Origin of the sequence: Paludibacterium paludis, from assembly GCF_018802605.1 — a bacterium.
Taxonomy (GTDB): domain Bacteria; phylum Pseudomonadota; class Gammaproteobacteria; order Burkholderiales; family Chromobacteriaceae; genus Paludibacterium; species Paludibacterium paludis.
In genome coordinates, this window is sequence record NZ_CP069161.1 from 1,940,905 (window position 1) to 1,967,391 (window position 26,487).

General features: G+C 63.3%; 21 protein-coding genes. 10 read left to right on the forward strand and 11 right to left on the reverse strand.

Annotated elements, in window-relative coordinates; translation table 11 throughout:
* A complete protein-coding gene (locus JNO50_RS08755) occupies positions 1 to 1,083 on the reverse strand; it encodes a calcium:cation antiporter (protein ID WP_189534980.1) in 1,083 nt (360 codons plus the stop codon).
* A gap of 139 nt (positions 1,084 to 1,222) precedes the next feature.
* Between JNO50_RS08755 and JNO50_RS08760 the strand changes: the two genes are divergently transcribed.
* The 3 genes from JNO50_RS08760 (at position 1,223) to JNO50_RS08770 (ending at position 6,781) form a co-directional block, all read left to right on the forward strand.
* Entirely contained in the window at positions 1,223 to 2,404 is a 1,182-nt protein-coding gene (locus JNO50_RS08760) for an acetyl-CoA C-acyltransferase (protein ID WP_189534978.1), read from the forward strand.
* 187 nt (positions 2,405 to 2,591) lie between these two features.
* Positions 2,592 to 3,863: a TCR/Tet family MFS transporter gene (locus tag JNO50_RS08765; RefSeq protein ID WP_189534976.1), complete on the forward strand. Its 1,272-nt coding sequence runs from the start codon at positions 2,592 to 2,594 to the stop codon at positions 3,861 to 3,863.
* Positions 3,864 to 4,213: 350 nt separating this feature from the next.
* Complete coding sequence (locus JNO50_RS08770) at positions 4,214 to 6,781, forward strand: TonB-dependent receptor (RefSeq protein ID WP_229804744.1); 2,568 nt, start codon at positions 4,214 to 4,216, stop codon at positions 6,779 to 6,781.
* Between the two features lie 43 nt (positions 6,782 to 6,824).
* Here the strand turns inward: JNO50_RS08770 and JNO50_RS08775 are convergent, their stop codons facing one another.
* Complete coding sequence (locus JNO50_RS08775; RefSeq protein ID WP_189534972.1) at positions 6,825 to 7,778, reverse strand: lytic polysaccharide monooxygenase; 954 nt, start codon at positions 7,776 to 7,778, stop codon at positions 6,825 to 6,827.
* Positions 7,779 to 7,907: 129 nt separating this feature from the next.
* Positions 7,908 to 8,246, reverse strand: coding sequence for a winged helix-turn-helix transcriptional regulator (locus JNO50_RS08780; protein WP_189534970.1), 339 nt, complete (start codon positions 8,244 to 8,246; stop codon positions 7,908 to 7,910).
* Between the two features lie 98 nt (positions 8,247 to 8,344).
* Here JNO50_RS08780 and JNO50_RS08785 point away from each other — a divergent pair, with 98 nt between their 5' ends.
* A complete protein-coding gene (locus JNO50_RS08785; protein ID WP_189534967.1) occupies positions 8,345 to 8,914 on the forward strand; it encodes a flavodoxin family protein in 570 nt (189 codons plus the stop codon).
* Positions 8,915 to 8,967: 53 nt separating this feature from the next.
* Here the strand turns inward: JNO50_RS08785 and JNO50_RS08790 are convergent, their stop codons facing one another.
* Both JNO50_RS08790 and dsbD read right to left on the reverse strand, forming a co-directional pair.
* Positions 8,968 to 10,038, reverse strand: coding sequence for an AI-2E family transporter (locus tag JNO50_RS08790; protein ID WP_189534965.1), 1,071 nt, complete (start codon positions 10,036 to 10,038; stop codon positions 8,968 to 8,970).
* 10 nt (positions 10,039 to 10,048) lie between these two features.
* Positions 10,049 to 11,932 carry a protein-disulfide reductase DsbD gene (gene dsbD / locus JNO50_RS08795; protein WP_189534963.1) on the reverse strand — a complete coding sequence of 628 codons (1,884 nt, stop codon included), beginning with the start codon at positions 11,930 to 11,932 and terminating at the stop codon, positions 10,049 to 10,051.
* Positions 11,933 to 12,018: 86 nt separating this feature from the next.
* Here dsbD and JNO50_RS08800 point away from each other — a divergent pair, with 86 nt between their 5' ends.
* On the forward strand, positions 12,019 to 12,819 hold the full coding sequence (locus JNO50_RS08800; protein WP_189534961.1) for an alpha/beta fold hydrolase: 801 nt from the start codon (positions 12,019 to 12,021) through the stop codon (positions 12,817 to 12,819).
* Between the two features lie 60 nt (positions 12,820 to 12,879).
* On the opposite strand, the gene JNO50_RS08805 is transcribed toward JNO50_RS08800, so the two are convergent.
* The 6 genes from JNO50_RS08805 to JNO50_RS08830 all read right to left on the reverse strand — a co-directional run bounded on the left by JNO50_RS08805 (position 12,880) and on the right by JNO50_RS08830 (position 19,477).
* The gene (locus tag JNO50_RS08805; RefSeq protein WP_189534959.1) at positions 12,880 to 14,112 is read right to left on the reverse strand and encodes a hypothetical protein; all 1,233 of its coding nucleotides are present in this window, start codon (positions 14,110 to 14,112) and stop codon (positions 12,880 to 12,882) included.
* Positions 14,113 to 14,316: 204 nt separating this feature from the next.
* Positions 14,317 to 15,105 (reverse strand): GTP cyclohydrolase FolE2, encoded by a 789-nt coding sequence (gene folE2 / locus JNO50_RS08810; RefSeq protein WP_189534958.1) that lies wholly within the window; start codon positions 15,103 to 15,105, stop codon positions 14,317 to 14,319.
* 76 nt (positions 15,106 to 15,181) lie between these two features.
* Positions 15,182 to 16,468 (reverse strand): MgtC/SapB family protein, encoded by a 1,287-nt coding sequence (locus tag JNO50_RS08815; RefSeq protein ID WP_189534956.1) that lies wholly within the window; start codon positions 16,466 to 16,468, stop codon positions 15,182 to 15,184.
* 14 nt (positions 16,469 to 16,482) lie between these two features.
* Complete coding sequence (dxs, locus tag JNO50_RS08820) at positions 16,483 to 18,336, reverse strand: 1-deoxy-D-xylulose-5-phosphate synthase (RefSeq protein WP_189534954.1); 1,854 nt, start codon at positions 18,334 to 18,336, stop codon at positions 16,483 to 16,485.
* A gap of 21 nt (positions 18,337 to 18,357) precedes the next feature.
* On the reverse strand, positions 18,358 to 19,254 hold the full coding sequence (locus tag JNO50_RS08825) for a polyprenyl synthetase family protein (protein ID WP_189534952.1): 897 nt from the start codon (positions 19,252 to 19,254) through the stop codon (positions 18,358 to 18,360).
* Entirely contained in the window at positions 19,244 to 19,477 is a 234-nt protein-coding gene (locus JNO50_RS08830; RefSeq protein WP_229804742.1) for an exodeoxyribonuclease VII small subunit, read from the reverse strand. Before JNO50_RS08830 ends, JNO50_RS08825 begins: the two co-directional genes overlap by 11 nt.
* A gap of 194 nt (positions 19,478 to 19,671) precedes the next feature.
* Between JNO50_RS08830 and JNO50_RS08835 the strand changes: the two genes are divergently transcribed.
* From JNO50_RS08835 to JNO50_RS08855, 5 genes are all read left to right on the forward strand, one after another.
* Positions 19,672 to 20,505, forward strand: coding sequence for an SDR family oxidoreductase (locus JNO50_RS08835; protein WP_189534948.1), 834 nt, complete (start codon positions 19,672 to 19,674; stop codon positions 20,503 to 20,505).
* Between the two features lie 278 nt (positions 20,506 to 20,783).
* Entirely contained in the window at positions 20,784 to 22,562 is a 1,779-nt protein-coding gene (locus JNO50_RS08840) for an ABC transporter substrate-binding protein (RefSeq protein WP_189534946.1), read from the forward strand.
* Positions 22,563 to 22,622: 60 nt separating this feature from the next.
* Complete coding sequence (locus tag JNO50_RS08845; protein WP_189534944.1) at positions 22,623 to 23,561, forward strand: ABC transporter permease; 939 nt, start codon at positions 22,623 to 22,625, stop codon at positions 23,559 to 23,561.
* A gap of 22 nt (positions 23,562 to 23,583) precedes the next feature.
* Positions 23,584 to 24,642, forward strand: coding sequence for an ABC transporter permease (locus JNO50_RS08850; protein WP_189534942.1), 1,059 nt, complete (start codon positions 23,584 to 23,586; stop codon positions 24,640 to 24,642).
* Positions 24,643 to 24,656: 14 nt separating this feature from the next.
* A complete protein-coding gene (locus JNO50_RS08855) occupies positions 24,657 to 26,360 on the forward strand; it encodes an ABC transporter ATP-binding protein (RefSeq protein WP_189534940.1) in 1,704 nt (567 codons plus the stop codon).
* Positions 26,361 to 26,487 lie beyond the last annotated feature (127 nt).

The following is a 26,487-nucleotide window of genomic DNA, read 5'->3' on the forward strand; positions in this document are numbered from 1 at the left end:
TCACACTCCTAGTCCCGAGAGGAACAGGAAGGTGGCGAACAGCGCGGCGTGGGTGTAACCCTCGATGGCGTTGGTTTCCCCGTCGTTGAGGTTGATCGAGGCGACCAGCAGGGTCAAGAGCAGCATGGCCGTCTGAACGGGCGTCAACCCCATCGAGATAGGCTGACCGGTCATGAGCGCGATCGCTTCCACAACGGGGATGGTCAGCACGACCGTGGCGAGCGAGGCGCCGAGCGCGATGTTCATGACCGCCTGCATGCGGTTGTTTTGCGCGGCGCGCAGGGCGGTGAGCACTTCCGGGCTCGCTGAGATCAGCGCCACCACGATGGCGGGCACGATCGTCGGCACACCGCTGCCTGCCAGGGCGTGGTTCATGAACGCCGCCATCAGCTCGGACAGAAAACCGATCAGCACCAGGCTGGCCACCAGCAGCAGGGCGTGATGTCCGGTTTTCGAGCCGGCGTGATGTCCGTCATCCTGTGCGGTGTCGTCGGCGTAGGTGTAGTCGAAGAAGTAGCTGTGCCGCCCGGTCTGCATGCGCAGGAACAGGGCGTAGAGCACGACCATGCAGACAATGGTGAAGGCCGAGTAGGCCTGCCATTTGCCGGCCGGGATGAATTCGGGCACGAACATGGAGACGCCCGCCGCCACCAGGATCATGGAGACATAGCTGTTGCCGGAGTCGAGGTTGTAGGGCTGCTCGCCGTGCTTGAGTCCGCCGACGATGGCGGCCATGCCAAGGATGCCGTTGATGTCGAGCATCAGCGCGGAATAGACGGTGTCGCGCGCCAGGGTCGGCCCGCCTCCGGAAAACATCATCATCGCCAGGATCACCACTTCGACCGTCACCGCGGACAGGGTGAGAATCATGGTGCCGTAAGGCTCGCCAAGTCGCCGGGCCAACAGCTCGCCATGGTGCGCGACGCGCAGCGCGGCGGCGATGATGATGGCGAGGAAAACGCCGGTGGCCAGTGTTTGCGCGCCGCGTCCGGCTTCGATAATGGCGTGTTCGAGCAAAAAGCCGGTGATGGCCGCCAGAATGGCGAGGAACAGGGGTTTTTCGTGTTTCAATAAGGAGATCATGTTGCGATCGTTCGTGGCCAAAGTGGCGACATGATAGCGCAGAAATCGTCACTGGCCGTTGTGGCAGCGCGAAAACAATTGTCTTGAATGTTTACGTTAACGTAAGATGAAAGCAATTCAACCGAGAAGGAGCACGCGCATGCAGGATTCGATCGTGATTGTCGGAATGGCCCGCACGCCGATGGGCGGTTTTCAGGGAAGCCTCGCCGAGTGCGCCGCCAGCGACCTGGGCGCGGTGGCCATCCGCGCGGCGCTGGAACGCGCCGGGGTGTCGGCGTCGGAGGTCGACGAAGTCGTGATGGGCTGCGTGCTGCCGGCCGGGCAGGGACAGGCGCCGGCGCGCCAGGCGGCGCTCAAGGCGGGCCTGCCGGTTTCCGTGGCGGCGACAACGGTCAACAAGATGTGCGGCTCGGGCATGAAGGCCGTGATGATCGCCCATGACCAGTTGCGGGCCGGCGGCGCGGACGTACTGGTGGCCGGCGGCATGGAGAGCATGAGCAACGCGCCCTATCTGGTGCCCAAGGCGCGCGCCGGTCTGCGCCTGGGGCATGGCGAACTCAAGGACCACATGTTCCTTGACGGCCTCGAGGATGCCTATGATAAGGGGACGCTGATGGGGGTGTTCGCCGAAGCCTGCGCGGCGGAGTTCGGATTTACCCGCGAGGCGCAGGACGCTTTCGCCATCGCGTCGCTCGAACGCGCCAAGGAAGCGATCCGTTCCGGCCATTTCGCCGGCGAAATCGCGCCGGTGACGGTCAGGCTCCGCTCAGGGGAGTCGCTTGTCGACACCGACGAGCAGCCGCTCAAGGCCAGCGTGGAAAAAATCCCTTCCCTGAAACCGGCGTTCCGCAAGGACGGCACGGTAACGGCCGCCAATTCGAGTTCCATTTCCGATGGCGGCGCGGCGCTGGTGCTGATGACGCAGGGCGAGGCGCAACGCCGCGGCTTGCCGGTGCTGGCCCGCATCGTCGGTCACGCGACCCATGCGCGCGAACCCTCGCGTTTCACCACCGCGCCGGTGGGCGCGATCGAAGCGCTCCTGGGCAAGACCGGATGGTCCGCGTCGGAGGTGGATCTGTACGAGATCAACGAGGCCTTCGCCGTGGTCACCATGGCGGCGATGCAATCGCTCGGTTTACCCCACGAACGGGTCAATATCAGTGGCGGCGCCTGCGCGCTGGGCCATCCGATCGGGGCGTCGGGCGCGCGCATTCTGGTCACCCTGATCGCGGCGCTGGCCAGAACCGGCGGGAAACGCGGTGTGGCGAGTCTGTGTATCGGCGGGGGAGAAGCCACCGCGGTGGCCGTCGAGTTGCCGTGACGGTATCGGTGACGGCGGTGCGCGGGTGCCGCCGTCACCGGCTTGAGAGGGCGGGCCGGGCGTGGCATGATGTCAGGTTCATGTCATTTGCCCGGCGTGGAATCGGTTGGAATCACCCTTACTGTTGCGCGGGCGGAAATGCGGGCAGGGCGAGCCTGCCTATCCGCGCATAACCGGAGGGGGTCCGATGTCGAATCCGTTGTTTGGCGCCAATCGCCAGGCCAGCCAGACTTTCATTTTGTTGACGGTGTTTCTCGACATGCTGGGTATCGGCCTGATCATACCCGTCATGCCAGTGCTGATCGGCCAGTTCACCCGCAGCCCCGATGAGTTGGCGCACTGGTATGGCCTGCTGGCGGCGACCTTCGGCGTCATGCAGTTTTTCTGTACCCCCGTGCTGGGCGCGCTCAGCGACCGCTTTGGCCGGCGCCCCGTTCTCCTGTTGTCGATTTTCGGTCTCGGGTGCAGCCTCTTCGTGCACGCGACGGCCGGTTCCCTGCTGGCATTGTTCCTGATTCGCATCGTCAGCGGCGGCACCGCGGCGAGCTTCTCCGTCGCCAACGCCTATATGGCGGATATCACGCCCCCGGAAAAACGCGGCAAAGGCTTCGGTTTGCTGGGCGCCGCCTTCGGGCTTGGTTTCATCTTCGGACCGGTGATCGGCGGCCTGCTGGGCGAGCACGATGTGCGTCTGCCGTTTTTTGTGGCGGGCGGACTGGCGATCGTCAATTGGCTGTACGGATTCTTTGTGTTGCCCGAATCGTTGCCGCGGGAGAGGCGCGCGCCGTTTTCCCTCGCGCGGGCCAATCCGTTCTCCGCCTTGCTGCATCTGGGGCGCTTGCGCGGGGTCGGCAGGCTTGTCGGGGTGTTCGCGCTGTGCGTATTACCGCAGTTCATCCTGCAAACATCCTGGGTGCTGTATACCCAGATGCGCTTTGGCTGGACGCCCGGCGACAACGGTTTCGCCCTGTTTCTGGTCGGTGTGCTGAGCGTCGTGGTGCAAGGCGGCCTGCAAGGCCGTTTGCTGCGGGTTTTCGGCGAGCGACGGCTGGCGCTGACCGGTTTGGCCTCGGGCGCCATCGCCTATGTCTGTTACGGACTGGCCACCGCCGGCTGGGTGATGTACGTGGTGATTCTGGCCAATTTTCTGTCGTTCGCCGCCGGACCGGCCTTGCAGGCGATCGTTTCGCGGTCGGTGGGGGCGACCGAGCAGGGGCTGACCCAGGGGTCGCTTAACGCCATCAACAGTCTTGCCATCATCTTCGGGCCGTTGATCGGCACAACGATACTCGCCAGGGTCGGCCATTTGCCCGGGCATGACTGGCGGATGGGCTCCCTGTTTTTCCTCTGCGCGGCGCTGCAAGCGCTGGCCTGGTGGCTGGCGCGCGCGCATTTCCGGGGCTTGCGCGTGTGCGAATGGCAAGACCCGGCGCTGGAGTCCTCCCGATTGCGATCGTAAGACCGGAATTTTTCCTTCGCATACACCATTCGTTTTACCGAGTCGTGAAAACGCGACACGTTCCTGGCCGGGATGTGTCGTGTTTTTGTCACATTCAACTGCAAATTGGCGATGAATGTTTATTATGCGCCAAGAAATATTCGTTTTGTCCTGATGTTTCTTCGACTTTATTCCTTTGTGAAATTATTCCATTATGGGTAATTTAGCGTTTGTGACATGACTCTTGCTTGAGCCGCTTTTTGCAATGTTAAATGTGTATGCCAATGTTTTTTATTGGCGGATCAGCCATTTACTCCAAATAAGCGCAGCGGCTGGCGCAAAGACAAGGGAAAATAGAGATGAACTTCAGGATGAAACGGATCGCACTCGCGCTGAGTGTGCTGGGCGGCGCCATGGCGCATGCCGCCGATGACGGCGTGACGCAGCTCGAACGCGTCGAAGTGACGGGTTCCAATATCAAGCGCAGCATCAAGCAGGAACTGGCTCAGCCGATTTCCACGATCCGCACGGAAGATATGACCCGGCAAGGGTTTACCACTGTCGAACAGGTCATTTCCTCGTTGGCCAGCAACCAGGCGGCGTTGGTCAGCGCGTCGTCGGTACAGACCATTTCCGGCGGCGCCGCCTACGCCAGCCTGCGTGGTTTGGGATCGCAGTACACCTTGATTCTGCTGGATGGGCGGCGCGTGGCGAACCAGGCGATCAGCGGCTATGCCACCGATCTGAACGCGATTCCGCTGTCGTCGATCGAGCGCATCGAGGTGTTGCGTGACGGCGCTTCGGCGATCTACGGTACCGATGCGATCGGCGGGGTGATCAACTTCATCACCAAGAAAAGCTATCAGGGGGTGACCGTATCGGGCGAGCTGATTTCCACCGCTCATACGGGAGGCGGGTCAGGCAATGCGAGCATCACGGCCGGGATGGGCAGCCTGTCCGAGGATGGCTACAACGTCTACGGATCGCTCAGCTACCAGAAAACCGATCCGATTACCACCAACCATCGCGATTTTGCACGTCAGTATCTGACTGCGAGCAATTTGAGCGGACGGACGTTTCCCGGCAACTTCACTTACAAAGACAAGGCTTACAATCTGGCTTCCCCTACTTGCCAGCCGCCTTACTCCCTGCCGCTGGGCAGCCTGGCCTGCGGGGAAATGGCCACCTTGTACATGGATTTGACCCCCAAGGTCGAGCAGTCGAGCGTGACGGCCAAGGTGGCGCGGCGGATCGGGGAGCACACGCTGTCATTGCAGTATCTGGGGACACGAATCATCAGCACGACGCATATTTCCCCCGAGCCGTTGACCGATATTGTCACTCTTTTGCCGGGGGACCGTTATTACCCGACCCGGCTGCCCGATGGCACGCCGACCGACGGCAGCGAGGCGGTGGTCAATACCCGCGCGGTGCCGCTCGGGCCGCGTGTCACGGAAAGCCGTTCGACGACCCAGCGCATCGCGTTCAATGCCGAGGGGGTGATCGCCGGCTGGGACTACAAAGGGGGCGTGGCCTACTCGAGCAATCGCACGGTGATCAACTTCAAGAGCGGTTACGTCAATAGCAGCACAGTCGCTAGCGCGATAAAGAACGGTTCGATCAATCCGTTCGGGCCGTCACCCGCCGGCGCCTGGCAGAGTGTGGAACTGAAGGGGGATGGCTGGATCGCCGATTTCGTAACGACCATGGCGGATCTGAAGTTCAGCAAGGAACTGTTTGAATTGCCGGCCGGCGCGGTGGCGACGGCCATCGGTTTCGAGGCCCGCCATGAGAAGCTGGACAGCAAGATCCAGAGTATCGCCCAGTATGCCCAAGGCTCGGGCATCGCCGACTCCAAGTCGACCAAGGGTGGCCGGACGGTGACGGCGCTGTATGCGGAAGCGGATGTGCCGATCATCAAGAATCTGGACTTGCAACTGGCGGCGCGCTACGACCGGTATACCGATTTTGGCAACACCTTCAACCCGAAAGTGGCGCTCAAATACCTGCCGATGCCTCAAGTGATGCTTCGTGCCTCGGCGAGCAAGGGATTCCGCGCGCCGACGCTGTACGACATTTATTCGCCGGACAACGCCACCTATACCGCCAACAAGTTCGATGATCCGTTGCGTTGCCCGGGCGGCGTGCCGGCCAATGGCGGCAACGAGGTGAATGATTGCAACACCCAGTTCCAGAACCTGCAGGGCGGAAGTAATAACTTGCGCCCGGAGAAGGCCAGCACCCTGAGTGTCGGCGTGGTGGTCGAGCCGGTCAAGGAAGTGACGGCCAGCGCCGACTTGTGGTGGTCGGTGGTCAAGGACAGTATCGGCCAGCTTGATCCGGGCATTGTTTTCAGCAACCCAGCTCTTTACGCTGAGCGCTTTGTACGTAATCCGAACGGTTCGCTCAAATATGTGGTTACCCGCAGCCAGAACCTGGGCACGCTGAGCGCCGCCGGGGTCGACCTGAGCCTGATCCTGCGCTCGCCCAAAACCGCCTGGGGCAATTTCACGGTCAATCTCGACGGCACCTATACCTCCAAATACGCCCAGCAGCTGGAGCCCGGCGGCGCGTATTTCAGTCCGCTGGGGGGCTGGTACAAGGATGTTCTGCAACCGGTGGTGCGCTGGAAGCACAGTCTGGCGTTCAACTGGAACAACGGGCCGTGGAGCGGGGCGCTGGTGCAGAATTACATGGCCGGGTATACCGACATGAATCCGAAAAAACAGCGGCACAAGGTGGACTCCTATGAAACCTGGAATCTGTCGGCCAATTACGTGTGGGACAAGAAGCTGACCCTCACGGCGGGGATCCGCAACCTGCTGGATGAAGCGCCGCCCTACAGTAACCAGACCAAGAGTTTTCAAGTCGGTTTCGATCCGGTGCGAACCGACCCGGTGGGCCGTTCTTACTTCCTGAAGGCGACGTACAAGATGTGATGAAAGGGGCGCCGCACCTGCACTGGTGCGGTGCCCTGGTCGTTCATCGGCGCGTGGGGGTTTTCAGGTCGATCTCGTAGCGGTAGCCGGGGTAGCCGCCATTCAGATAGACACGGTGGCCGCCCGTTGCGGGAGCGACCCGACCGGTGCGGTCCAGTTCTCCGATACGGACGATTGCCGAATCGCGGTTGACGGCGGCGGCGAGCGCGGCGGGCCAGGCGGCGCGTTTGCCGCTTGTCGCATCGAGCATGATGCTGTGCCGTTCGATGTCCTGTCCATCCTGGTTGAAGAGTCGCAGCGTGACCGTGCTGCCAGCCGGCAGATCATCGCGGATCGACAGCCGTCCGGCCTCCTGCCAGGGCGTCGTCGCGCCGGCCGCATTGCCGGCGAAACGCACATCGGAGCAGGAATAGAACGCCTCTTCGCTATCCGACCGTTTCCAGACGTGATAAATGATGTGCTGACCAGTCTTGCCGACAGGCAGCGGGACTTTCAGGCGGTAACGCTTGTCGGGAGACAACGGCGCGTTGCCGTTCCAGGTGTAGAACAGTTCGAGATCCGACCATTTGAGCGGCTGATCCGGTGACCAGCCGTTGCGCGTGACGTAAAAGCGGAAATAGCGGGTGGCGTGGGGCGCCGTGGCGTAATAGACGAATTCGAAGCGGCCGTTCCTGTCCGGAACGAGGGTCGTCGATCGCCAGTCGCGCCGGGGCGTATCGAATGGCTTGAACAGCGCATTGCCGCCGGCGCACAGCGTGCCGTCCGGCACGACGGCCTGGTGGTTGTCGCCCTGCGGCAGCTGGTTGATACCGTTCCAGTTATACATGCCTTCGGTGCCGCCAGCGTTGGCCGCCCCGATGCAGGCGGGGCTTTGCGGTTCTTCCGGTCCTTCCAGGAAGCAGGTGTAGACGCGGTTGGCCGGCACTTCCATGGTGCCATGCGCCATGACAAGGGCGGGTGCGGCGGCGAGCGCCAGCACGGTCAGGTGAACGTTCATGATTCGGCTCCTTGCTGAGAAACGGACAATTTCAGGAAGGGGCGAGCGGTCTAAGAAGTACCTGCCTGAAATTTCATTCAGGATAGTTATATTCTGTTGTCCTGCTCTGGCCAAAAGAACAGGCTGTCCTCATTCGTGTCGCGGCGCTTCCGACTGCCATTTCACAGCAAGCGCGGCAAGACCGTCCAGCACCTCGTGTAGCTCCCGCCCCTTGTCGGTCAGCGAATAAGCCACTTGCGGCGGAATGGTCGGTGTGTAGTCGCGGTGCACCAGTCCTTCGTGTTCCAGCATGCGCAGGCGCTCGGTCAGGACTTTGGCCGAGATATCGGGGATCGCCGCGCGCAATTCCCCGAAACGCAGTGTTCCAAGACGGTGAAGGTTCCACAGAATGTAAGTGGTCCACGTTCCCATCACCACGCGCAGGATGCGGTTGACCGGGCAGGGGTTGCCGGAAGGCTGGCGTGTCATGACATCATTCCATCGGTTTCGGTTTCGAAATGGTAACTACTTACTTTTAGTAACTCAAGGGTATATAGTACTAACTCGAACTTTACTGGGAGCATGACATGACAACGGTCGCAATTGTGTATCACTCCGGCTACGGCCATACCAAAGTCCAGGCCGAAGCGGTGGCGCGCGGTGCGCAAAAAGTCGGCGGCACACAGGTGCTGCTGGTCCCCGTCGAAAACGTCGAGACGCACTGGGATGCGCTGGATGCGGCCGACGCCATTGTGTTCGGCGCGCCGACCTATATGGGCAGTGCGTCGGCGGGGTTCAAGGGATTCATGGACGCGTCGTCCAAACACTGGGGCAAATGGCGCGACAAGATCGCGGCGGGGTTCACCAACTCGGCGTCACAAAGCGGCGACAAGCTCAACACGCTGGTGCAACTGGCGGTGTTCGCGGCCCAACACCAGATGATCTGGACCAGTCTTGGCCTGATGCCGGGCAACAACAACAGCGGCGGATCGGTCGAAGATCTGAATCGCCTGGGATCCTTCCTCGGCGCGATGGCCCAGTCCAATGCCGATCAGGGGGCCGATGTCGTGCCGCCGCTCGCCGATCAGCGCACGGCTGAGGTGCTGGGCGAGCGCGTGGCGGAAGTGACGCGGCGTTGGCTGGCGGGCGCGGCCTGATCGCGTCGGGCGCGTGAAATACAGGGGGTCCATGAGGACTCCCTTTTTTGCGATCAGAGCCGGTCTTCTTCGCGGCGGCCAGCCAGCCAGTGCTGGAACAGGGTATAGCCGACCGCGAGCAGCGTCGGGCCGATGAACAGTCCGATGACACCCCAGGCGATCAGCCCGCCGATCACTCCCATGAAAATCAGCGCCAGTGGCAGGTTGGCGCCGTGGCTGATCAGGATCGGCTTGATGAAGTTGTCGATGGTGTTGACAAGCAGGAAACCCCAGGCCAGCAGAAAGATGCCGTAGCCGGTCTCTCCGGTGTAAAACACCCAGCCCGCGGCCGGCAGCCAGACGACAAGGGTCGGAAGCTGCGCCACGGCGACCATGAAACACAGAAAACCCAGTACCAGCGTGCCGGGCACGCCGGCGATCACCAGACCCAGCACGCACAGCAGGGTTTGCACCAGCGCGGTGCCGACCACCCCGGTCATCACGCTGCGGATGGTGCGCGCCACCACATCGGGCAACTCTTCGGCCGGTGCGCCGCCCAGCTTCACGATGGTGCGCTCGGCGGTGAGCCAGGCGACTTCGCCGTTAAGCAGGAAGGCCGCGGCGATGATAATGGCGAGAACGATTTCCAGAATGCTCACGCCCAGCCGGGCGCCGTTGCTCAGTGACCATAACACCGTCTGGTTGAGCATCGGCCGCACCTTTTCCAGAAGCCCCGGCAGGTCGTTCTGGGCGCTGATCCAGAATTTCACCATCGGTTCGCCGGCCAGCGGGATTCCCGCCAGCCATTGAGGCGGGGCGGGGAGCCTCGAAGTCGCCAGCTGATGAAGCATGCTGGTCAGTTGGGGGAGCGTGTCGGCCAGCGACAGCGCCATCAGGGTGATGGGCGCAACGAGCGCCAGCAGCATCGTCAGAATGATCACCCCGACCGCCAGTTTGCGGCGGCCGCCGAAGCGTTCGGTCAGGAAGGTCGTGGCGGGCCAGGCGGAAATGGCGATGATGATCGACCAGATCAACGCCCCCAGGAACGGTTGGATGATTTTCAGGCAGGCGGCCACCAGCAGCAGCACGACGGCCACGCGGATGACGGCCATGACGGAAATGCCCGACCAGCGGCGAATGCCCATGAAGCTCTCCTCAACCTCGCGTGAGCGGATCAATGGTGTTCAGGAACGGTGCGCTGTCGGTGTAACCCACCACGCGTCCCGCTTCCTTGCCGGCCTTGTCGAACAGGATGATGCCGGGCGGACCGAACAGGCCGAAGCGCTTGAGCAGCGCGACGTGCTCGGGGGCGTTGGCCGTGACGTCGGCGCGCAGCAGCACGTAGCGGCGCAGGCTCGCCTCGACGGCGGGGTCGCGGAATGTGGTGTCTTCCATTTCCTTGCAGGAGACGCACCAGTCCGCATAAAAGTCCAGCATCACCGGCTTGCCCGCGGCATTGCGGATCGCCAGATCAAGTTCGCGCGTGGAACCGACCGGCGCGAATGCCGGCGCCGGGCTTGGCGCCTGGCCTGGCGAGGCCAGCGCCTCCAGGGGGCGGAGCGGGTTTTTCGCGCCGCTCAGGGCGCCGGCGAGCTGCGCGGTTCCGGCCAGCAGCAAGGCGATGCCGGCGGCCTTGGCCAGGCGGCGCGCGGCATGGGCATTGGCCGGCAGCGCATCGGCCGCGCCGAGAAACACCGCAAGACCGATGGCGAGCAGGCCCCAGAGCAGCAGTACGAGCGCGGACGGCAGGAAGGGCGAGGCCATCCATAGCGCCACGCCGAGCATCACCACGCCGAAGGCGGATTTCACATGTTTCATCCAGCCTCCCGCGCGCGGCAGCACGTGGCCGCCGAAGGTGCCGATCAGCAGCAGCGGAAGGCCCAGTCCCATCGCCATCGCGTACAGCGCGGCGCCTCCGAGCACGGCGTCGCCGGTGCTGCCGATATAGCCCAGCGCCAGGGCGAGCGGTGGCGCGACGCACGGGCCGACCAAGAGCGCGGACAGCGAGCCCATCGCGAACACGGTGGCGAGGTGCCCGCCGGAGAGCCGGTTGGACGATTCGGCCAGCCGCGATTGCAGGGCGCTGGGCAGCTGGATGGAATACAGGTCGAACATCGACAGCGCGAACACCACCATCAGCGCGCTGGCCGTGAGGACCACGGCCGGTTGCTGGAGCCACACCGTCAGGAGCGAGCCGGTCAGGCCCGCGGCGACGCCGACGGCGGTGTAGGTCAGCGCGAGACCCTGGACATAGGCGAAAGTGAGGAGAAAGCCCCGGGTGCGCGTGAGGGAATGGCCCTGGCCGGCGATCAGCGAGGAGACGATCGGCAGCAGCGGGTACATGCAGGCGGTGAAGGCCATGCCGACGCCCGCGGCGAGGAAGGCCAGAAGCGTCGCCGCGATGTTGCCGCGGTCGATACCTTGCGCGGGCGGGACGGCTGGCGCCGGTGCGCGCGCCGCCGAGGCTTCGGCGGCCAGCCAGCCGGCCGCCTGTCTGTTTACCGCGGGGGGGGCGGGGGCCGGGTCAGCCGGCGTTGCCGCCGGCACGGGCTTTGGGGGTGTTTTGCCCTCCGTGGCCGCAACGGCTGTGGACGGCTTGCCGGCGGGTACCTCGAGGGTATGGGTGTACGGCGGATAGCAGACGCCGGCCTGGGCGCAGCCTTGTAACTTGAAGGAAAGCACGAACTTGCCCGATGACGGGCTGGTCAGCGGCAGCGTGATCCGGTTGGTGCCGGTATAGATCGTCTGCTCCCCGAAGTACGGGTCGTTCTTGACGTGGCCCGCGGGCAGCGCGGGCTTGCCGACCTGCCCTCCGGGCCGGGTCTCGAAGGCGATGCGGTCGCGGTAGACATAGTAGCCGTCGGCCACATCGAGGGTGACGACCAGGGTCTTCGCCTGGCGCTCCACCCGCGCGGGAAACGCTTGCTCGGGGGGGAGGAGGTCGTCGGTGTCGGCCGCCAGTCCCGTCGCCGGCAGGGCGGACAGCCAGGCCGCGAGGCAGACGAAGCGGAAAAAGGTGTCTTTCAGTTTGCGCAACATTCGGTTTTCCTTGGCAGAGCAGTATCCCTTGTCTCCGGGATTTCGGTAAGATAATTGCATAACAACTGGGGCTGTTCCAACACCACATGAAACATAATTTGCATTTTGCCCATGCCAACAGCTTTCCGGCGAGCACCTACCGGAAAATGCTGGCCCGATTGGGCGAGCACCATCATGTCGGCTTCATGGATACCATCGGTCACGATCCGGCGTTCCCCGTGACGGACGGTTGGCCGTACCTGGTCGATGAGGCGATACAGTATATCGAAGAACACTATGATGCGCCCGTGATCGGGGTCGGTCACTCGTTGGGCGGCATCGTTCTGTTCTATGCGTCGATCCGCCGTCCGGACCTGTTTCACGCGCTGATCATTCTCGACTCACCGCTGATGGGGCCGTTCCGCTCCGCCGGCATCTGGTTCGCGAAAAGGCTCGGCTTCATCGATCGGGTCACGCCGGGCGGCAATACCCTGCGGCGGCGCGACAACTGGGCGGATGTCGAGATGGTGCGGGACTATTTCGCGCGCAAATCCCTGTTCGCCCGTTTCGATGCCGATTGTCTGACGGATTATGCGCAGGCGGGCACCATCGCCACTGAGAGTGGCGGCCGGCGCCTGAAGTTCCGCCCGCATGTTGAACACGCGATCTATTGCACTTTGCCGCACGATTATCCGAAATACCGGGGGCGATTGTCGGTGCCCGCGCTGTTCATCGCCGGGGCCGAATCGGATGTGCTCGGCGAGCGGGATATCCGCTGGATGCGGCGCCATTTCGCCATCGAGGTGGACACGCAGGGCGGCAGTCATCTTTTTCCGCTCGAACACCCCGTCGAGACGGCGGACCGTATTCTGGAGTGGATTCCCCGCTTGCTTGGCCCGCGCCGGTAATCGCTCCGGGTTCGTGGGGAGGCATTCCGGGGTGCTGCCTGTCCTTTGCCTCCGAAGGGGTCAGAGCAGATCCTCCAGCTCCTCCAGTTCCTCGGTGAGCCGAGGTGCCACGGGCGGGGACGGGGGCGCCACGAGAATCCGGGGTACGTCATCGAAGGTCACCGGGGCGAGTACGCGGTTACCGCTCAAGTCGGTGTAAATCACCAACAACGGCAATGTTCCCGCGCACTGTTGCCAGTGGCGGACTTGCGGGGCATTGGCCGAAAGGTAGCGGTTCACCTCGTCGGCCTCCATGTATTCGAACTTGGAGGAAAAGTCGATGTACGCCGCCGCCAGCATATCTTGCGGATCGCCTTGCGGGAGGAATAGCACTTCGGAGAGGGTGTGGCCGCCAAGTCGGTCCGGTTTTGAGAGGTATTTCATCAACGATTGCAAGGTTTGCCGAGGGGTCTCGCGGGGGACGATCGCCCCGTCGACGATCCGCGAGTGCTTGTCCCTGCGCCCTTCCTTATGTCCCGGGTCGTCGGCACGGGTGGCGAAGACCCGATCCTGTCCATGGCCTGGATCGGGCGCGATATAGTTGACATGAGCCATGTTGAAGGTGTTTCCCCCATCGGGGAAAGCATGCGATACCGTCACTCTGGCAGGTTCGATGATAAAGCCGAAGGACAGTTTGACATGGTGCTTGTGTTGATTGACCCAGGCGGCGATCTGCGCGGGCGAACTGGATGCGCCGACCCGGCAGAGGTCAAGCTTCGCACGGTTCCTGTCCATCAGTCGCTGCAGCTTGGATGTGTTTATGTTTTGCTCGTCATCCAGATCGTTGTCCAACTCGATGTTCATGGTCATGGCGGATTTCAGACTGTGGAATACCGAACCGGGCATCTCGGATGTATCCGCCCTGGCGTTCAGGGCAAAACGCGCGGAACCATTGGCCTGGAACAAAGTGTCCTTGCATGTTCTGAACAGCACCGATCCAGACAAATTGCATTCCTCCTGTGCGTGACCGCGTGCCGCGTCGGTGCGGCGCCGGACAATGGAAACAAACCGTTCCATCGAAAAGTCCGTGACATGGTTGACACTGTCGTTGAGCGAGGAAACAAGGATGGGCGATGCGCGCAGGTTGAAAGCGTCGCAAAGGGTGCGCGCCGGATCGGACACTCCTGATGGGGAGGCGGGGGATTCTCCGGTGGTTGACACTTGCGTCAGCGCGCGCATGGGCGTTCCCGGACTCGTGGGCGTAGTGCGGTCGGCAAGCGCCGGGCATGGGGAAGTGGTGGATATCGTGTTCATGGGTACGGCACGTCAAGTGAAAACCGTGTTGTACCAGAGTGCCTCCGGCTTGCGCATGCAGATTCCGACCCTCGGGCGGCCCGGCCCCGGCCGGGCTGTCAGGATCCTGATGTGCTGTGGACGGGGGGACGGCGGGAAAAACTGCCTGCGCAGGCCGGCAGTTCCGGTTTCGTGGCGCGCCCGGCGAGGCGGTTCCGGGGAGGTTCAGGCGCGCTTGTCGCGTTCGATCAGCGCGTAGGCCGAGTGGTTGTGGATGGATTCGAAGTTTTCCGATTCCACCACGTAAGACAGGATACGCGGGTCGCTATCGAGACGGGCGGCGACATCGCGCACCATGTCCTCGACGAACTTGGGATTTTCGTAGGCCCGTTCGGTGACGAATTTCTCGTCGGGGCGCTTGAGCAGACCGTACAGCTCGCAGGACGCTTCGGCCTCGGCCATGTCGATCAGCTCCTCGATCCAGACATGCTCGGCCGTGGAGGCCGTCAGCGTCACATGCGAGCGCTGGTTATGCGCGCCGTAGCGCGAGATTTCCTTCGAGCAGGGGCAAAGGCTCGTGACCGGAACCAGGACTTTCATGGTGAAGCGGTAGGCGCCGTCGCGGATTTCGCCGATATATGTGACGTCGTAGTCAAGCAGGCTTTGCACGCCGGACACCGGCGCGGTCTTGTTGACGAAGTAGGGGAAGGTCATCTGGATGTAGCCCGAAGCGGCATCCAGGCGCCCGACCATGGCCGCGACGATGGCCTGGAACGACGCCACCGAGATTTCCCGTTCCTGGGCGTTGAGGATCTCGACGAACCGCGACATGTGCGTGCCCTTGAACTGGGCTGGAAGGTGCACATACATGTCGAACAGACCGATGGTGTGCTGGATCCCGCCGTTGCGCTCGGCCACCGTGACAGGATGGCGCATCGATTTGATGCCGACCTTGTTGATGGGGATGTTGCGGGTATCGCGCGTGCTCTGTATGTCGGGGATCGGTGTTGTCATCTGTTAAAGCATCCGGTATGGATAATACAGTATACCGCGCGTCAATACCCGAGTAAAGAAGTCGGTTTTTCCCGGGCTAACCGGCGACCGACACGAACACGCCGGCCGCGAGCCCGGCCAGACTGGAGAGCAGGGTCGGCAGACACAGCCGGGCGAGCGGTGTGCCGCCGGCGCTGGCGATCAGGCCGAACTTGAACAGGGTGTTGGCGCCGATGGCCAGCGCCATGGCGCTGACCGTCTGTCCGATGGACAGGCGGGCCTCGCCGAACAGGTTGAGCACCGATAGCGAAATCGCGTCGACATCGTTCATGCCCGAGATCACCGCGACAAGGTACACGCCGCGGCTGCCGAATTCGCTGTTGAGCCAGGCGGCGACGAAGGTGACGAAGGCGAACAGCGCCCCGAATTCCAGCGCCAGTTTCAACTCGGTCGGGTTCGACAGGGTCAGCGCGGCTCGCTCGCTGGCTGCGCGATGACGCGCCGCCGTGACGAGCGCGGCGAAGATTCCGGCGCCCAGGGCCGGCATCAGCGCCAGCGCCACGGCGGGCAGCGCGGAGGGGAACAGCAGAGCGGTGAGCAGTGTCAGGCGCGCGAACAGCACCAGATTGGCCATCAGGATCACCGACACCGCGAAGCCCCGCGAGGCCGGATTGGCGCGGGCCTCGCGCGCGTAGACGAGGCTGGTGGCGGTGGAGGATACCAGGCCGCCGAGAACCCCGAGCAGCGGGCCGTTGGCCTTGTCGCCGAGAAACTTCACGGCGAGGTAGCCCGCCAGGCTGACGCCCACGACGAGCACCACCACCAGCCAGGCGTGGTGCGGATTGAACGCGTCGTAAGGGCCGAAATTGCGGTTCGGCAGCAGGGGCAGCACGATGAAGGACAGCGCGGCGAAGCGCAGCAGCGCGTGCAGGTCGCGGCGCTCCAGCCGATGCGACAGCCCCGACAGCTCGGGCTTCAGGTAGAGCAGGCCGGTGACCAGGATGGCGCCGGCGACCGCCAGCGCCGCGTATCCCACGGCGACGAGGCATCCCAGGCAGAAGGTGGCGAGCAGCGCGGCGATGGTGGTCGCGCTCGATTCGCGCGGCGGGTTGCCGGCCGGCATCGGCAGGAAGCCGAAGGCCGCGACGCACAGGAATCCCGCCGCCGGCAATAGCGCCGACGAGAGGGCCGCGCCGGCCAGCGCGGTCAGCGTGCCGAGCAGGCATACCAGGGAAAACGTGCGTATGCCGGCGATCGGGCGCGGCTTGCGTTCGCGTTCGACACCGATCAGCAGGCCGATGGCGAGACTGGTGACGACGGACGGCAGTGCCTGGTAGGGCGTGCCCGACACCAGGAGCCAGTCGGAGGGATCCAGACCCGCCATGCGTTCGGCCTCCGTCAGTTCCGTGCGTCGAGCCGCGCGCGGATCGACATTTCGATACCCTTGGCGTCAAGGCCGCACTGCGCGAGCAGCAGCGCCGGGTCGCCATGCTCGACGTAGTCGTCCGGCAGCCCCAGCTGCAGCACGGGCACGGGAAGCCCCGCGGCGTGCAGCACTTCCAGACAGGCCGAACCCGCGCCGCCCATCACCACGTTTTCCTCGACGGTCACCAGCAGTTCATGGCTCGCGGCGAGCTCGCGGATCAGCCCGGCGTCGACCGGTTTGACAAAACGCATGTCGGCCACCGTGGCGCCGAGCGTTTCGGCCGCCTTGAGCGCCGGCGCGACCATGCTGCCGAACGCGAGGATGGCGACGCCCGATCCCTGGCGGCGCACCACGCCGCGGCCGACGGGCAGCGCGGTCATGGCCTCCTCGATCGCGGCGCCGGTGCCGGAACCGCGCGGATAGCGCACGGCGGTCGGCGTATCCAGGGTGAACGCGGTGTACAGCATCTGGCGGCATTCGTTTTCATCGGACGGCGCCATGACCGTCATGTTGGGAATGCAGCGCAGGAAGGACAGGTCGAAGGCGCCGGCGTGGGTCGGACCGTCCGCGCCGACGAGCCCTGCGCGATCCAGCGCGAAGACCACGGGCAGGTTCTGCAGGGCCACGTCGTGAATGAGCTGGTCGTAGGCGCGCTGCAGGAAGGTCGAGTAGATGGCGACCACCGGCTTGACACCGTCGCAGGCAAGCCCGGCGGCGAAGGTGACCGCGTGCTGCTCGGCGATGCCCACATCGAAATAGCGATCGGGGTTTTCCTGTTCGAAACGCACCATGCCCGAGCCTTCGCGCATCGCCGGCGTGATACCCACCAGCCGCTTGTCGAGGCGTGCCATGTCGCACAGCCAGTCGCCGAATACCTGGGTGTACGAAGGCTTGCCGCCCGATTTCGCGCTGGCGAGGCCGTTGGCCGGATCGAACTTGCTGACGCCGTGGTAGGCGACGGGGTCGTTCTCGGCCAGCTTGTAGCCCTGGCCCTTGCGGGTGACCACGTGCAGGAATTGCGGACCCTTGAGTTTCTTGATGTTCGACAGGGTGTCGATCAGCACGTCCAGGTCATGGCCGTCGATCGGCCCGAGGTAGTTGAAACCGAATTCCTCGAACAGCGTGCCGGGCGTGAACATGCCCTTGACGTGCTCCTCCACCTTGCTGGCGATTTCGCGCATCGGCGGAACGATGCCCAGTACCTTGTTGGAGCTGTGTTTCATCGCGGCATAGAACCGCCCGGACATCAGCTTGGCGAAGTAATGATTGAGCGCCCCGACGTTGGGGGAGATCGACATGTCGTTGTCGTTGAGCACGACGAGCATGTCGACGTCCATCGCGCCGGCGTTGTTGAGCGCTTCGAACGCCATGCCGGCGGTCATCGCGCCATCGCCGATCACGGCGATGCTCTTGCGGGGCAGTCCCTGTTGTCTGGCCGCCACGGCCATGCCGAGCGCCGCGCCGATCGAGGTGGACGAGTGGCCGACGCCGAAGGTGTCGTAGTCGGATTCCTCGCGTTTGGGAAAGCCGGCGAGGCCATCCTTCTGGCGCATGGAACCCATGCGTTCGCGGCGTCCGGTGAGGATCTTGTGCGGGTACGTCTGGTGGCCCACGTCCCAGACCAGCCGGTCTTCGGGGGTGTCGAACACGTAGTGCAGGGCAATGGTCAGTTCGATGCTGCCGAGGTTGGACGCGAAGTGCCCCCCGGTGCGGCTAACCGAATCGACCAGGAATTCGCGCAGTTCGCTGGCCAGTTGCGGCAGCTCCTGGCGGGACAAACGCTTCAGATCGGCCGGCGAGTTGATGGTTTCGAGCAGTGGATACATAGCAGTCAGTCGGTTTGTCTTTCAGAAGGAACGCGCCACGATGTAATCGGCCAGCGCCCGGAGGCGCGAGGCATCGTCGCCAAAGCGCTGCAGCGCGGCGAACGCGTCGTCGCGCAGGTCGCGGGCGAACTGCCTGGCCTGACCGAGGCCCATCAGGCTCACGTAAGTCGGTTTGTCGTTGGCCGCGTCCTTGCCCGCAGTCTTGCCGAGCGTGGCGGTATCGGCTTCGCAGTCGAGCACATCGTCGACCACCTGGAAGGCGAGGCCCATGCGCTTGGCGAAATGATCGAGCGATGCCGCCTCATCGGTGGCGAGCGTACGTCCACCCATGGCCCCGAGCACCACCGAGGCGCGGATCAGCGCGCCGGTCTTGAGCAGGTGCATGTACTCCAGTTCGGGCTGGGAAAGCGCCTTGCCGACGCTGGAGAGGTCGATCCCCTGTCCGCCGCACATGCCGGCGTGGCCGGAGGCGCGGGCGAGGCGGGACACCATCGCGAGCTGAACGGATGGCGCGATGCCGTCCATGGGGTCGGCGATGACTTCGAAGGCGAGGGTTTGCAACGCGTCCCCGGCGAGCAGCGCCGTGGCCTCGTCGAACGCGATATGGCAGGTCGGTTTGCCGCGCCGCAGGGTGTCGTTGTCCATGGCCGGCATGTCGTCATGCACCAGCGAATAGGCATGAATCATTTCGAGCGCGGCGGCGATCCGGTCGAGGTGCTCCGGTTTCGCGCCGGTGAGTTCGCCCGCCGCGTGCGCGAGCAGGGCGCGCACGCGCTTGCCGCCGCCAAGCGTGGCGTAGCGCATCGCCTCGTGCAGGGCGGCGGGCGCCCGTGCCGGGTCTGGCAGCAGGGAGTCCAGGGCGGCTTCGGTGCGCTGCTGGATGGCGGTCATCCAGCCGGTGAAGGAATCAGGCGCCATTCGCGATATCCAGGGGTTTGAGCTCGTCTTTTTCGAGAATCTTCAGTTGTTGTTCGGCATCGCCAAGCTTGGTCTGACAGAACTTCACCAGCTCGATGCCTTGCTTGTAGGTCGTCAGCGCCGTTTCCAGCGGCAGGTCGCCGTTTTCCATTTCCCGGATCAGATCCTCGAGTTGCGCGAGGGCGGTTTCGAAGCTGGCCGGGGCTTTGGCGGATTTGGCCATGGCGGGTTTCCTTGATGTCATTGCCGTTTCGGCAGCCATTTTATGCGCATTCCCACGGCCTGTCAGCGCGTGTTGCACAATTCATGCGCGCGCTTCGCGGGGCGGGGCGGGTGACGCGGCCACGCGATAGGCAAGGCGGAGGAAAACAGTGAGAATGCCTGTCATGTTCCGCAACCGGCAAAGGCTTCCGACCCATGTCACACCCAAAAACCATTCTGATCACCGGCGCTTCCAGCGGCATCGGCCATTGTGTCGCGCACGGACTCGCCGCCCGAGGCTGGCGTGTGTTCGCGACCTGCCGCAAGCCGGAGGATACCGCCCGGCTTCTCGCCGAAGGACTCGAGGCGCTGACGCTCGACGTGGACGACAGCGACGCCATCGCGGCGACGGTCGCCACGGTGCTCGAACGCACCGGAGGGCGTCTGGACGCGCTGTTCAACAATGCCGGTTACGGCCAGCCCGGCGCGGTCGAGGACATCCCGCGCGAGGCGCTGCGGCGCCAGTTCGAGACCAACCTTTTCGGCGCCTGGGAGCTGACGGCCCGGGTGCTGCCGGCGATGCGCCGGCAAGGCGGTGGCCGCTTGCTGTTCAACAGCTCCATTCTCGGCTTCGCCGCCATGAAATGGCGCGGCGCCTACAACGCCAGCAAGTTCGCGATGGAGGGTTTGTGCGATACGCTCAGGCTGGAACTGGCCGGCACCGGCATCCACGTCAGTCTGATCGAACCCGGGCCGATTGAAAGCCGGTTTCGCCCCAACGCGCTCGCGCAGTTTCTGAAACATGTCGACCACCAAAACAGCGTGCATGCCGAGGCCTACCGCGGGCAGCTTGCGCGCCTCACGCGCGAAGGGCATGCCGCTCCGTTCACGCTGCCGGCCTCGGCGGTGCTCGAGGCGGTGATCCGGGCACTGGATGCTGCCCGTCCTGCGGCGCGTTACCGGGTCACCACGCCGACGCGGGTATTCTGGTACCTGAAGCGCTGGTTGCCGACGCGCTGGTTCGATGCCCTGACCGGACGGGCGGCCTGAGTCGGGCGGCGTGCTTTATGATGTATTCATGTTGTATTTTGTATTCTATATACGCAAGAGATCTAAAAAAATCGTCAACAGATGTTGCGTAAAGAAACCGTCATGGATTTTAATGCGACATGCATCAACGTGGGAACGTCCGTCCCGGTGGTGCCGATAATAGAGAGATAACACGCCGTCAGACTCCCCGGCGAGGGAGCTTTAGAGGATAACCGGCCAAAGGCGCCCGAACAGCCTGCGCCGTATCCCGACCGCACGTCCAAAGGAGAAATAGCTCAATGAGCATGAAACGACATGTCGCCGTGGCGCTGCTGGCCATAGGCGTCGGCTCGACGCTGCACGCCGCCGACATGAACAAGGTGCTGCACGACTCGTTCATCGCCCCGGAAACCGGTTTCGATCCGGCCAAGGTGTCGGATGTCTATTCTTCCAGTGTCAACGAAAACCTTTTCGATCCGCTGCTGACCTATGACTATCTGGCCCGTCCCGCCAAACTCATTCCCAATACCGTGACGGCGATGCCCGACATCAGCGCCGACGGGAAGACCGTGACGATGCGGATCAAGCCCGGCATCTATTTCGCGCCGGATCCGGCCTTCAAGGGCAAGAAGCGAGAGCTGACCGCGGCGGACTATGTGTATTCCTTCAAGCGGGTGGCCGATCCGCTGGTCGGCTCGCCATCCAGTTACCTGGTGCGCGGCAAGTTCGTCGGTCTCGATGAGTTGGTCGCCAAGGCCAAGGGCGGCCGGCTCGATTACGACACGCCGATCGAAGGCCTCAAGGCGCTCGACCGCTACACTCTGCAGATGAAACTGGTCGAACCCACCCCGGGACTCAAGTACATGCTGGCCATGCCGCATCTGAGCGCCGTGGCGCGCGAGGTCATCGAGGCGTACGGCACCAATACCAACGCCCATCCGGTCGGCACCGGGCCGTACATGCTCGCCCAGTGGAAGCCCGGCACCCATATTTCCCTGGTGGCCAATCCCAATTTCCGCAAGGTGGTGTTCAATTACACCGACAACACCACACCCGTGGCGCACCGGGTCGCCAGCGAAATGAACGGCAAGCTGATGCCGCAGATCGGCCGCATCGAGATATCGGTGATTCAAGAGGAACAGCCGCGCTGGCTGGCGTTCCGCAGCGGACAGCTGGATCTTGTCACCGTTCCCCAGCCGGCGGTGCGTCGCGCGCTGATCCTCGATCCGAAGAATCCTTGGCGCGTCGCGCTCAAGCCGGAACTGAAGAACAAGGGCGTCCAGTTTTCGCGCTACCTGGAGTCCGAAGTCACGTTTTATCCGTTCAACATGAAGCACCCGGTGATCGGCGGGCTGAGCAAAGAGCGCATCGCGTTGCGTCGCGCCATCGCGATGTCGTTCAACACCCGGGAAACCATCAGCGACATCCGCCGCAACCAGGCCGTCCAGGTGCAGAGCCTCATTCCGGCCAACGTGGCCGGCCACAATCCTGGCATGCGGGTGCGTCATCCGTACGATCCGGCGCTGGCGAACGCCTTGCTCGACCGGGTCGGCTACCGGATCGGCGCCGACGGGTACCGTACCCAGCCGGACGGCAAACCGCTGGTGATCGATTTCGTCACCGGCCCCACGGCGATCGACAAGCAGTGGAACGAGTACTGGCAGAAGGCCTTCGATCTGATCAAGATCCGGGTCAATTTCCGGGTCATGCAGTGGAACGAACAGCAGAAGGTGATCCGCGAGTGCTCCTACGGCATGGCTGGTGGCGCATGGCTCGCCGATTATCCCGACGGCGACAATTTCGTGATGCTGCTGTACGGCAAGAACGTGGGCGATTCGAATTACGCCTGCTACCAGTCGCCGCGTTACGACAAGCTTTACGAAGCCTCGCAGCGCCTTCCGGACGGTCCGGAGCGCGACAAGCTGTTCGACCAGATGGACCTGGTCGCTTCCGGCGAAACCCCCTGGGTGTATGGCGATACGCGCTTCAAGAACTACCTGTCGCAGCGCTGGGTGCGCGGATTCGTGCCGCACCCGGTGTTCAATGTGGCATGGCGCTTCATCGACATCCAGAAATAACACTTGATGCCGTCCGCGCCAATGCGGATCCATCCAACGACTCGACCGGGATAGCACATCATGTCCGCCTATATCATTCGCCGTTTGCTGCAGATGATCCCGACCCTGCTCGGGGTCATGCTGCTGGTATTCACACTCTTCACGCTGGTGGGGGGCGATCCGTCCTACATTCTCGCCGGCAAGCACCTGACCGCCGACGTGCTGGCCAATATCCGCGCCCAGCTCGGCCTCGACAAGTCGCTCCCCGAGCAATTCATGATTTTTGTCAGGCAGGTGCTGACGCTCGACTTCGGCACGTCCTGGGCGACCCAGCAGCCGGTGTCCGATATCATCACTTCGCGCATCGGACCCTCCCTGACCCTGACCGGGTCGCTGCTGGTGGTCGATCTGCTGGTCGCCATTCCGCTGGCCGCCACGGTGGCCTATTTCCGCGGCGGGCTCACCGACCGCATCGTCACCATCGCCTGCACGGTGGCGATGTCGATCAGCGCGTTGGTCTACATCATCGCCGGCCAGTATTTTCTCGCCTACAAGCTGGAGCTGTTTCCGGTGCGCGGCTGGAGCGACTCCTTCCTCGTCAATCTGCTGGTGTACGTGCCCTTGCCATTGCTGATGGGACTGATGGTGTCGCTGGGGCCGGACATCCGTTTCTACCGCAGCTTCTTCCTTGAGGAAATGAATCACGACTACGTGCGCACCGCGCGCGCCAAGGGATTGTCGGAACGGAAAGTGATGCTCAAGCATGTGCTGCGCAACGCGATGATTCCGGTGGTGACCACCGTGATGATGTCGCTGCCGTTCATGATGATCGGCGCCCTGGTGCTGGAAAACTTCTACGGGATTCCCGGCATGGGCAACGAAGTGGTCCTGGCGGTCAACAAGAGCGATTTTCCGGTGATCAAGGCGGTGACGATCTATATCGCCATCGCCACCATGGTGTTCAACCTGCTGGCCGATCTGGTGTACAAACTGATCGACCCGCGCGTCCAACTCAAATAAGCCATCATCCCGAGGATCTATCATGACTGCATCTGTACACACTGCGCCGGGGATGGCCGCTCCGGTATCGAAAAGCCTCTGGGCGCTGGGCTGGCAGCGCCTCAAACGCAACAAGGTCGGTTTTGTCTCGCTGTGGGTGGTCGCCCTGTACCTGGCGATCGCGATTGGCGGGTGGTTCAATCTGCTTGGCGGCGGCTGGTCCCGGGAGATCGCGGTGCCCTACGCGCCGCCGTCGTGGGCGGCGACCGCCGAAACCGAACAGCTATCGTCCGATGTCACGGCATCGGGCGGTGACGCTTCCGCGCCGATCGTGAGTCTCGCTCCCGAGGACGATCCGATCGGCAAGGAACTGGCCGCCGCGCGCAAGGAAGCCGGCAAATACGCGCTTCCCGAGGTCGACAAGCGCGAATCCCTGCCGTTCGGCGCGGATCTGCGCGGCCGCGACGTGCTGGAAAAAACCCTCAAGGGCACGTCCACGTCGATTTTCGTGGGGGTGTTCGGCGCGGTTCTGGCCATTCTGCTCGGCACCGTGATGGGCGCGGTCTCCGGTTACTTCGGCGGTCGCACCGATGACTGCCTGACCTGGTTCTACAGCGTGTTCACCTCGGTGCCCGACATGCTGTTGCTGCTGTCGTTCGCGGCGGTGTCCGGCCGCGGGGTGACCACCATCATCATGGTGATGGCGCTGACCAGCTGGACCGGCACCTACCGTCTGGTGCGCGCCGAATACCTGAAACTGAAAAACCGCGAATACGTGCAGGCCGCCAGCGCCATCGGCGCAAGCCATACCCGGCGCATGTTCGTGCATATCCTGCCGAATATTTCCCACCTCCTGCTCGTGCAGTTCTCGCTGATGACCGTGGCGCTGATCAAGTACGAGGCCATCCTGTCCTTCCTCGGCTTCGGCGTCGGCGTGCGCCAGGTCAGCCTCGGTTCGATGCTGGCCGAAGCGCCCACCGAGCTGGTGCAGGGCTACTGGTGGCAGATGCTCGCGGTCACCCTCGCCATGTCGGTGCTGGTGACAGCGTTCAGCCTGCTCGTGGATGCCCTGCGCGACGCGCTGGATCCGAAAGTGAAATGATGAGGGACGGAAAAATGGCACAAGACACCCTGCTGTCGATCAAGAATCTGAAAATCGATTTCCGTCTGGAAAACGGCGAGCGCTTCGAAGCGCTCAAAGGCATCAGTTTCGATATTCCCAAAAACCGCACGGTGGCACTGGTCGGCGAATCCGGCTCGGGCAAGTCGGTGACCTCCATGGCGGTCATGCGGCTGCTGCCGCCGAACAATACCGAGATCGATCCGGCCAGCGAAATCCGCTTTAACGGCAAGAATCTGCTCGCCATGAGTCCTGCCGAGCTGCGTGCCTTGCGCGGCAAGGACATCGCGATGATTTTCCAGGAGCCGATGAGCTCGTTGAATCCGGTGTTCACCGTCGGCGACCAGATTGCCGAGACGCTGATGCTGCATGGACGGCTTGGCCGCGCCGCCGCGAAACGCCGGGTTGTCGAATTGCTCACCGAAGTGGGGCTTCCCGAGCCGGCGAAGAAGGCCAACGCGTATCCGCACCAGTTGTCCGGCGGCCAGCAACAGCGGGTGATGATCGCCATGGCGATCGCCTGCGAACCGAAACTGCTGATCGCGGACGAACCGACCACGGCGCTGGATGTGACGATCCAGAAGCAGATTCTGGAGCTGATCGCCAAGTTACAGAAGAAGCATGGCATGTCCGTGCTGTTCATCACGCACGATCTGGGCGTGGTCGGCGAATTCGCCGACGAGGTGGTGGTGATGCGCCACGGCGTGATCCGCGAATCGGGCAGCGTCACGCAGATTTTTCAGGCGCCGAAGGACGCGTACACCAAGGCGCTGCTCAACTGCCGCCCGCATCTGGACCGCCGTCCGATGCGCCTGGCGGTGATCGACGATTTTCTCCGGGAGGGCGGCTATGTGGAGCCAGCCGAGCGTTTGCGCGGTTATGCGCCGGATGACGAAATCGTGCTGGACGTGCAGGGCCTCGGCAAAACCTTCGAGACGCGCGAGGGTTTGTTCGGCAAGAGCGTGTTCGATGCGGTCAAGGACGTGTCGTTCAAGCTCGCGCGCGGCAAGACGCTCGGCATTGTCGGCGAATCGGGCTCGGGCAAGACCACGGTCGGCCTGACGCTGGTACGCCTGCATCAGGCGACGGCGGGCAAGGCGCTGTTCCATGGCAAGGATCTCTTGGCCATGTCCGCCCGGGAGTTTCAGGAGTACAAGCGGCGCATCCAGATCATTTTCCAGAACCCCTACGCGTCGCTCAATCCGCGTTTCACCGTCGCGCAGATCCTCACCGAGCCGATGATGCTGCATGGCATCGGCGCCAGCCAGAATGAGCGGCTGGCCATGGCGCGCGAGCTGCTCGACCGCGTGGGGCTCGCCGAAAACGCCATGTTCAAGTACCCCCACGAGTTTTCCGGGGGGCAGCGGCAGCGTATCGCCATCGCCCGTTGCCTGACCATGAAACCGGAAGTGCTGATCTGCGACGAATCGGTGTCGGCGCTCGATGTGTCGGTGCAGGCGCAGGTGCTGAACCTGCTGCAGGATCTGCAGGACGAGTTCAAGCTGTCCTATCTGTTCATCTCGCACGACCTGGCCGTGGTCAAGCACATTTCCGATCAGGTGATGGTGATGAGCAAGGGGGCCGTGGTCGAGCAGGCCGACGCCGACGACATTTATCTGCGGCCGACCCAGGACTACACGCGGCGCCTGCTGTCGTCGATTCCGCAGGGGTTGAGGCCCGAAATGTTCGCCGCCGTGTGACGGTGCCCCGGGATATTGACAACGCCGGCCTGCGTGCCGGCGTTTTATTTGCGCCGGCGGCAGACCCGGGTTTAGGATTGCGCCGATAAGGCCGCGCGCGGCGATGACGTACCCTGACACGGTTAAT

Bases quoted from the DNA above. Each gene is read 5' to 3' on its own strand.
- JNO50_RS08855 (WP_189534940.1), top strand. From the start codon at position 24,657: ATGGCACAAGACACCCTGCTGTCGATCAAGAATCTGAAAATCGATTTC.
- JNO50_RS08775 (WP_189534972.1), bottom strand. From the start codon at position 7,778: ATGAACGTTCACCTGACCGTGCTGGCGCTCGCCGCCGCACCCGCCCTT.
- JNO50_RS08790 (WP_189534965.1), bottom strand. From the start codon at position 10,038: ATGGGCATTCGCCGCTGGTCGGGCATTTCCGTCATGGCCGTCATCCGC.
- JNO50_RS08840 (WP_189534946.1), top strand. From the start codon at position 20,784: ATGAGCATGAAACGACATGTCGCCGTGGCGCTGCTGGCCATAGGCGTC.
- JNO50_RS08780 (WP_189534970.1), bottom strand. From the start codon at position 8,246: ATGACACGCCAGCCTTCCGGCAACCCCTGCCCGGTCAACCGCATCCTG.
- JNO50_RS08760 (WP_189534978.1), top strand. From the start codon at position 1,223: ATGCAGGATTCGATCGTGATTGTCGGAATGGCCCGCACGCCGATGGGC.
- JNO50_RS08830 (WP_229804742.1), bottom strand. From the start codon at position 19,477: ATGGCCAAATCCGCCAAAGCCCCGGCCAGCTTCGAAACCGCCCTCGCG.
- JNO50_RS08770 (WP_229804744.1), top strand. From the start codon at position 4,214: ATGAAACGGATCGCACTCGCGCTGAGTGTGCTGGGCGGCGCCATGGCG.
- JNO50_RS08815 (WP_189534956.1), bottom strand. From the start codon at position 16,468: ATGGCGGGTCTGGATCCCTCCGACTGGCTCCTGGTGTCGGGCACGCCC.
- JNO50_RS08765 (WP_189534976.1), top strand. From the start codon at position 2,592: ATGTCGAATCCGTTGTTTGGCGCCAATCGCCAGGCCAGCCAGACTTTC.
- JNO50_RS08835 (WP_189534948.1), top strand. From the start codon at position 19,672: ATGTCACACCCAAAAACCATTCTGATCACCGGCGCTTCCAGCGGCATC.
- dsbD (WP_189534963.1), bottom strand. From the start codon at position 11,932: ATGTTGCGCAAACTGAAAGACACCTTTTTCCGCTTCGTCTGCCTCGCG.
- JNO50_RS08755 (WP_189534980.1), bottom strand. From the start codon at position 1,083: ATGATCTCCTTATTGAAACACGAAAAACCCCTGTTCCTCGCCATTCTG.
- JNO50_RS08845 (WP_189534944.1), top strand. From the start codon at position 22,623: ATGTCCGCCTATATCATTCGCCGTTTGCTGCAGATGATCCCGACCCTG.
- JNO50_RS08805 (WP_189534959.1), bottom strand. From the start codon at position 14,112: ATGAACACGATATCCACCACTTCCCCATGCCCGGCGCTTGCCGACCGC.
- JNO50_RS08825 (WP_189534952.1), bottom strand. From the start codon at position 19,254: ATGGCGCCTGATTCCTTCACCGGCTGGATGACCGCCATCCAGCAGCGC.
- folE2 (WP_189534958.1), bottom strand. From the start codon at position 15,105: ATGACAACACCGATCCCCGACATACAGAGCACGCGCGATACCCGCAAC.
- JNO50_RS08850 (WP_189534942.1), top strand. From the start codon at position 23,584: ATGACTGCATCTGTACACACTGCGCCGGGGATGGCCGCTCCGGTATCG.
- JNO50_RS08785 (WP_189534967.1), top strand. From the start codon at position 8,345: ATGACAACGGTCGCAATTGTGTATCACTCCGGCTACGGCCATACCAAA.
- JNO50_RS08800 (WP_189534961.1), top strand. From the start codon at position 12,019: ATGAAACATAATTTGCATTTTGCCCATGCCAACAGCTTTCCGGCGAGC.
- dxs (WP_189534954.1), bottom strand. From the start codon at position 18,336: ATGTATCCACTGCTCGAAACCATCAACTCGCCGGCCGATCTGAAGCGT.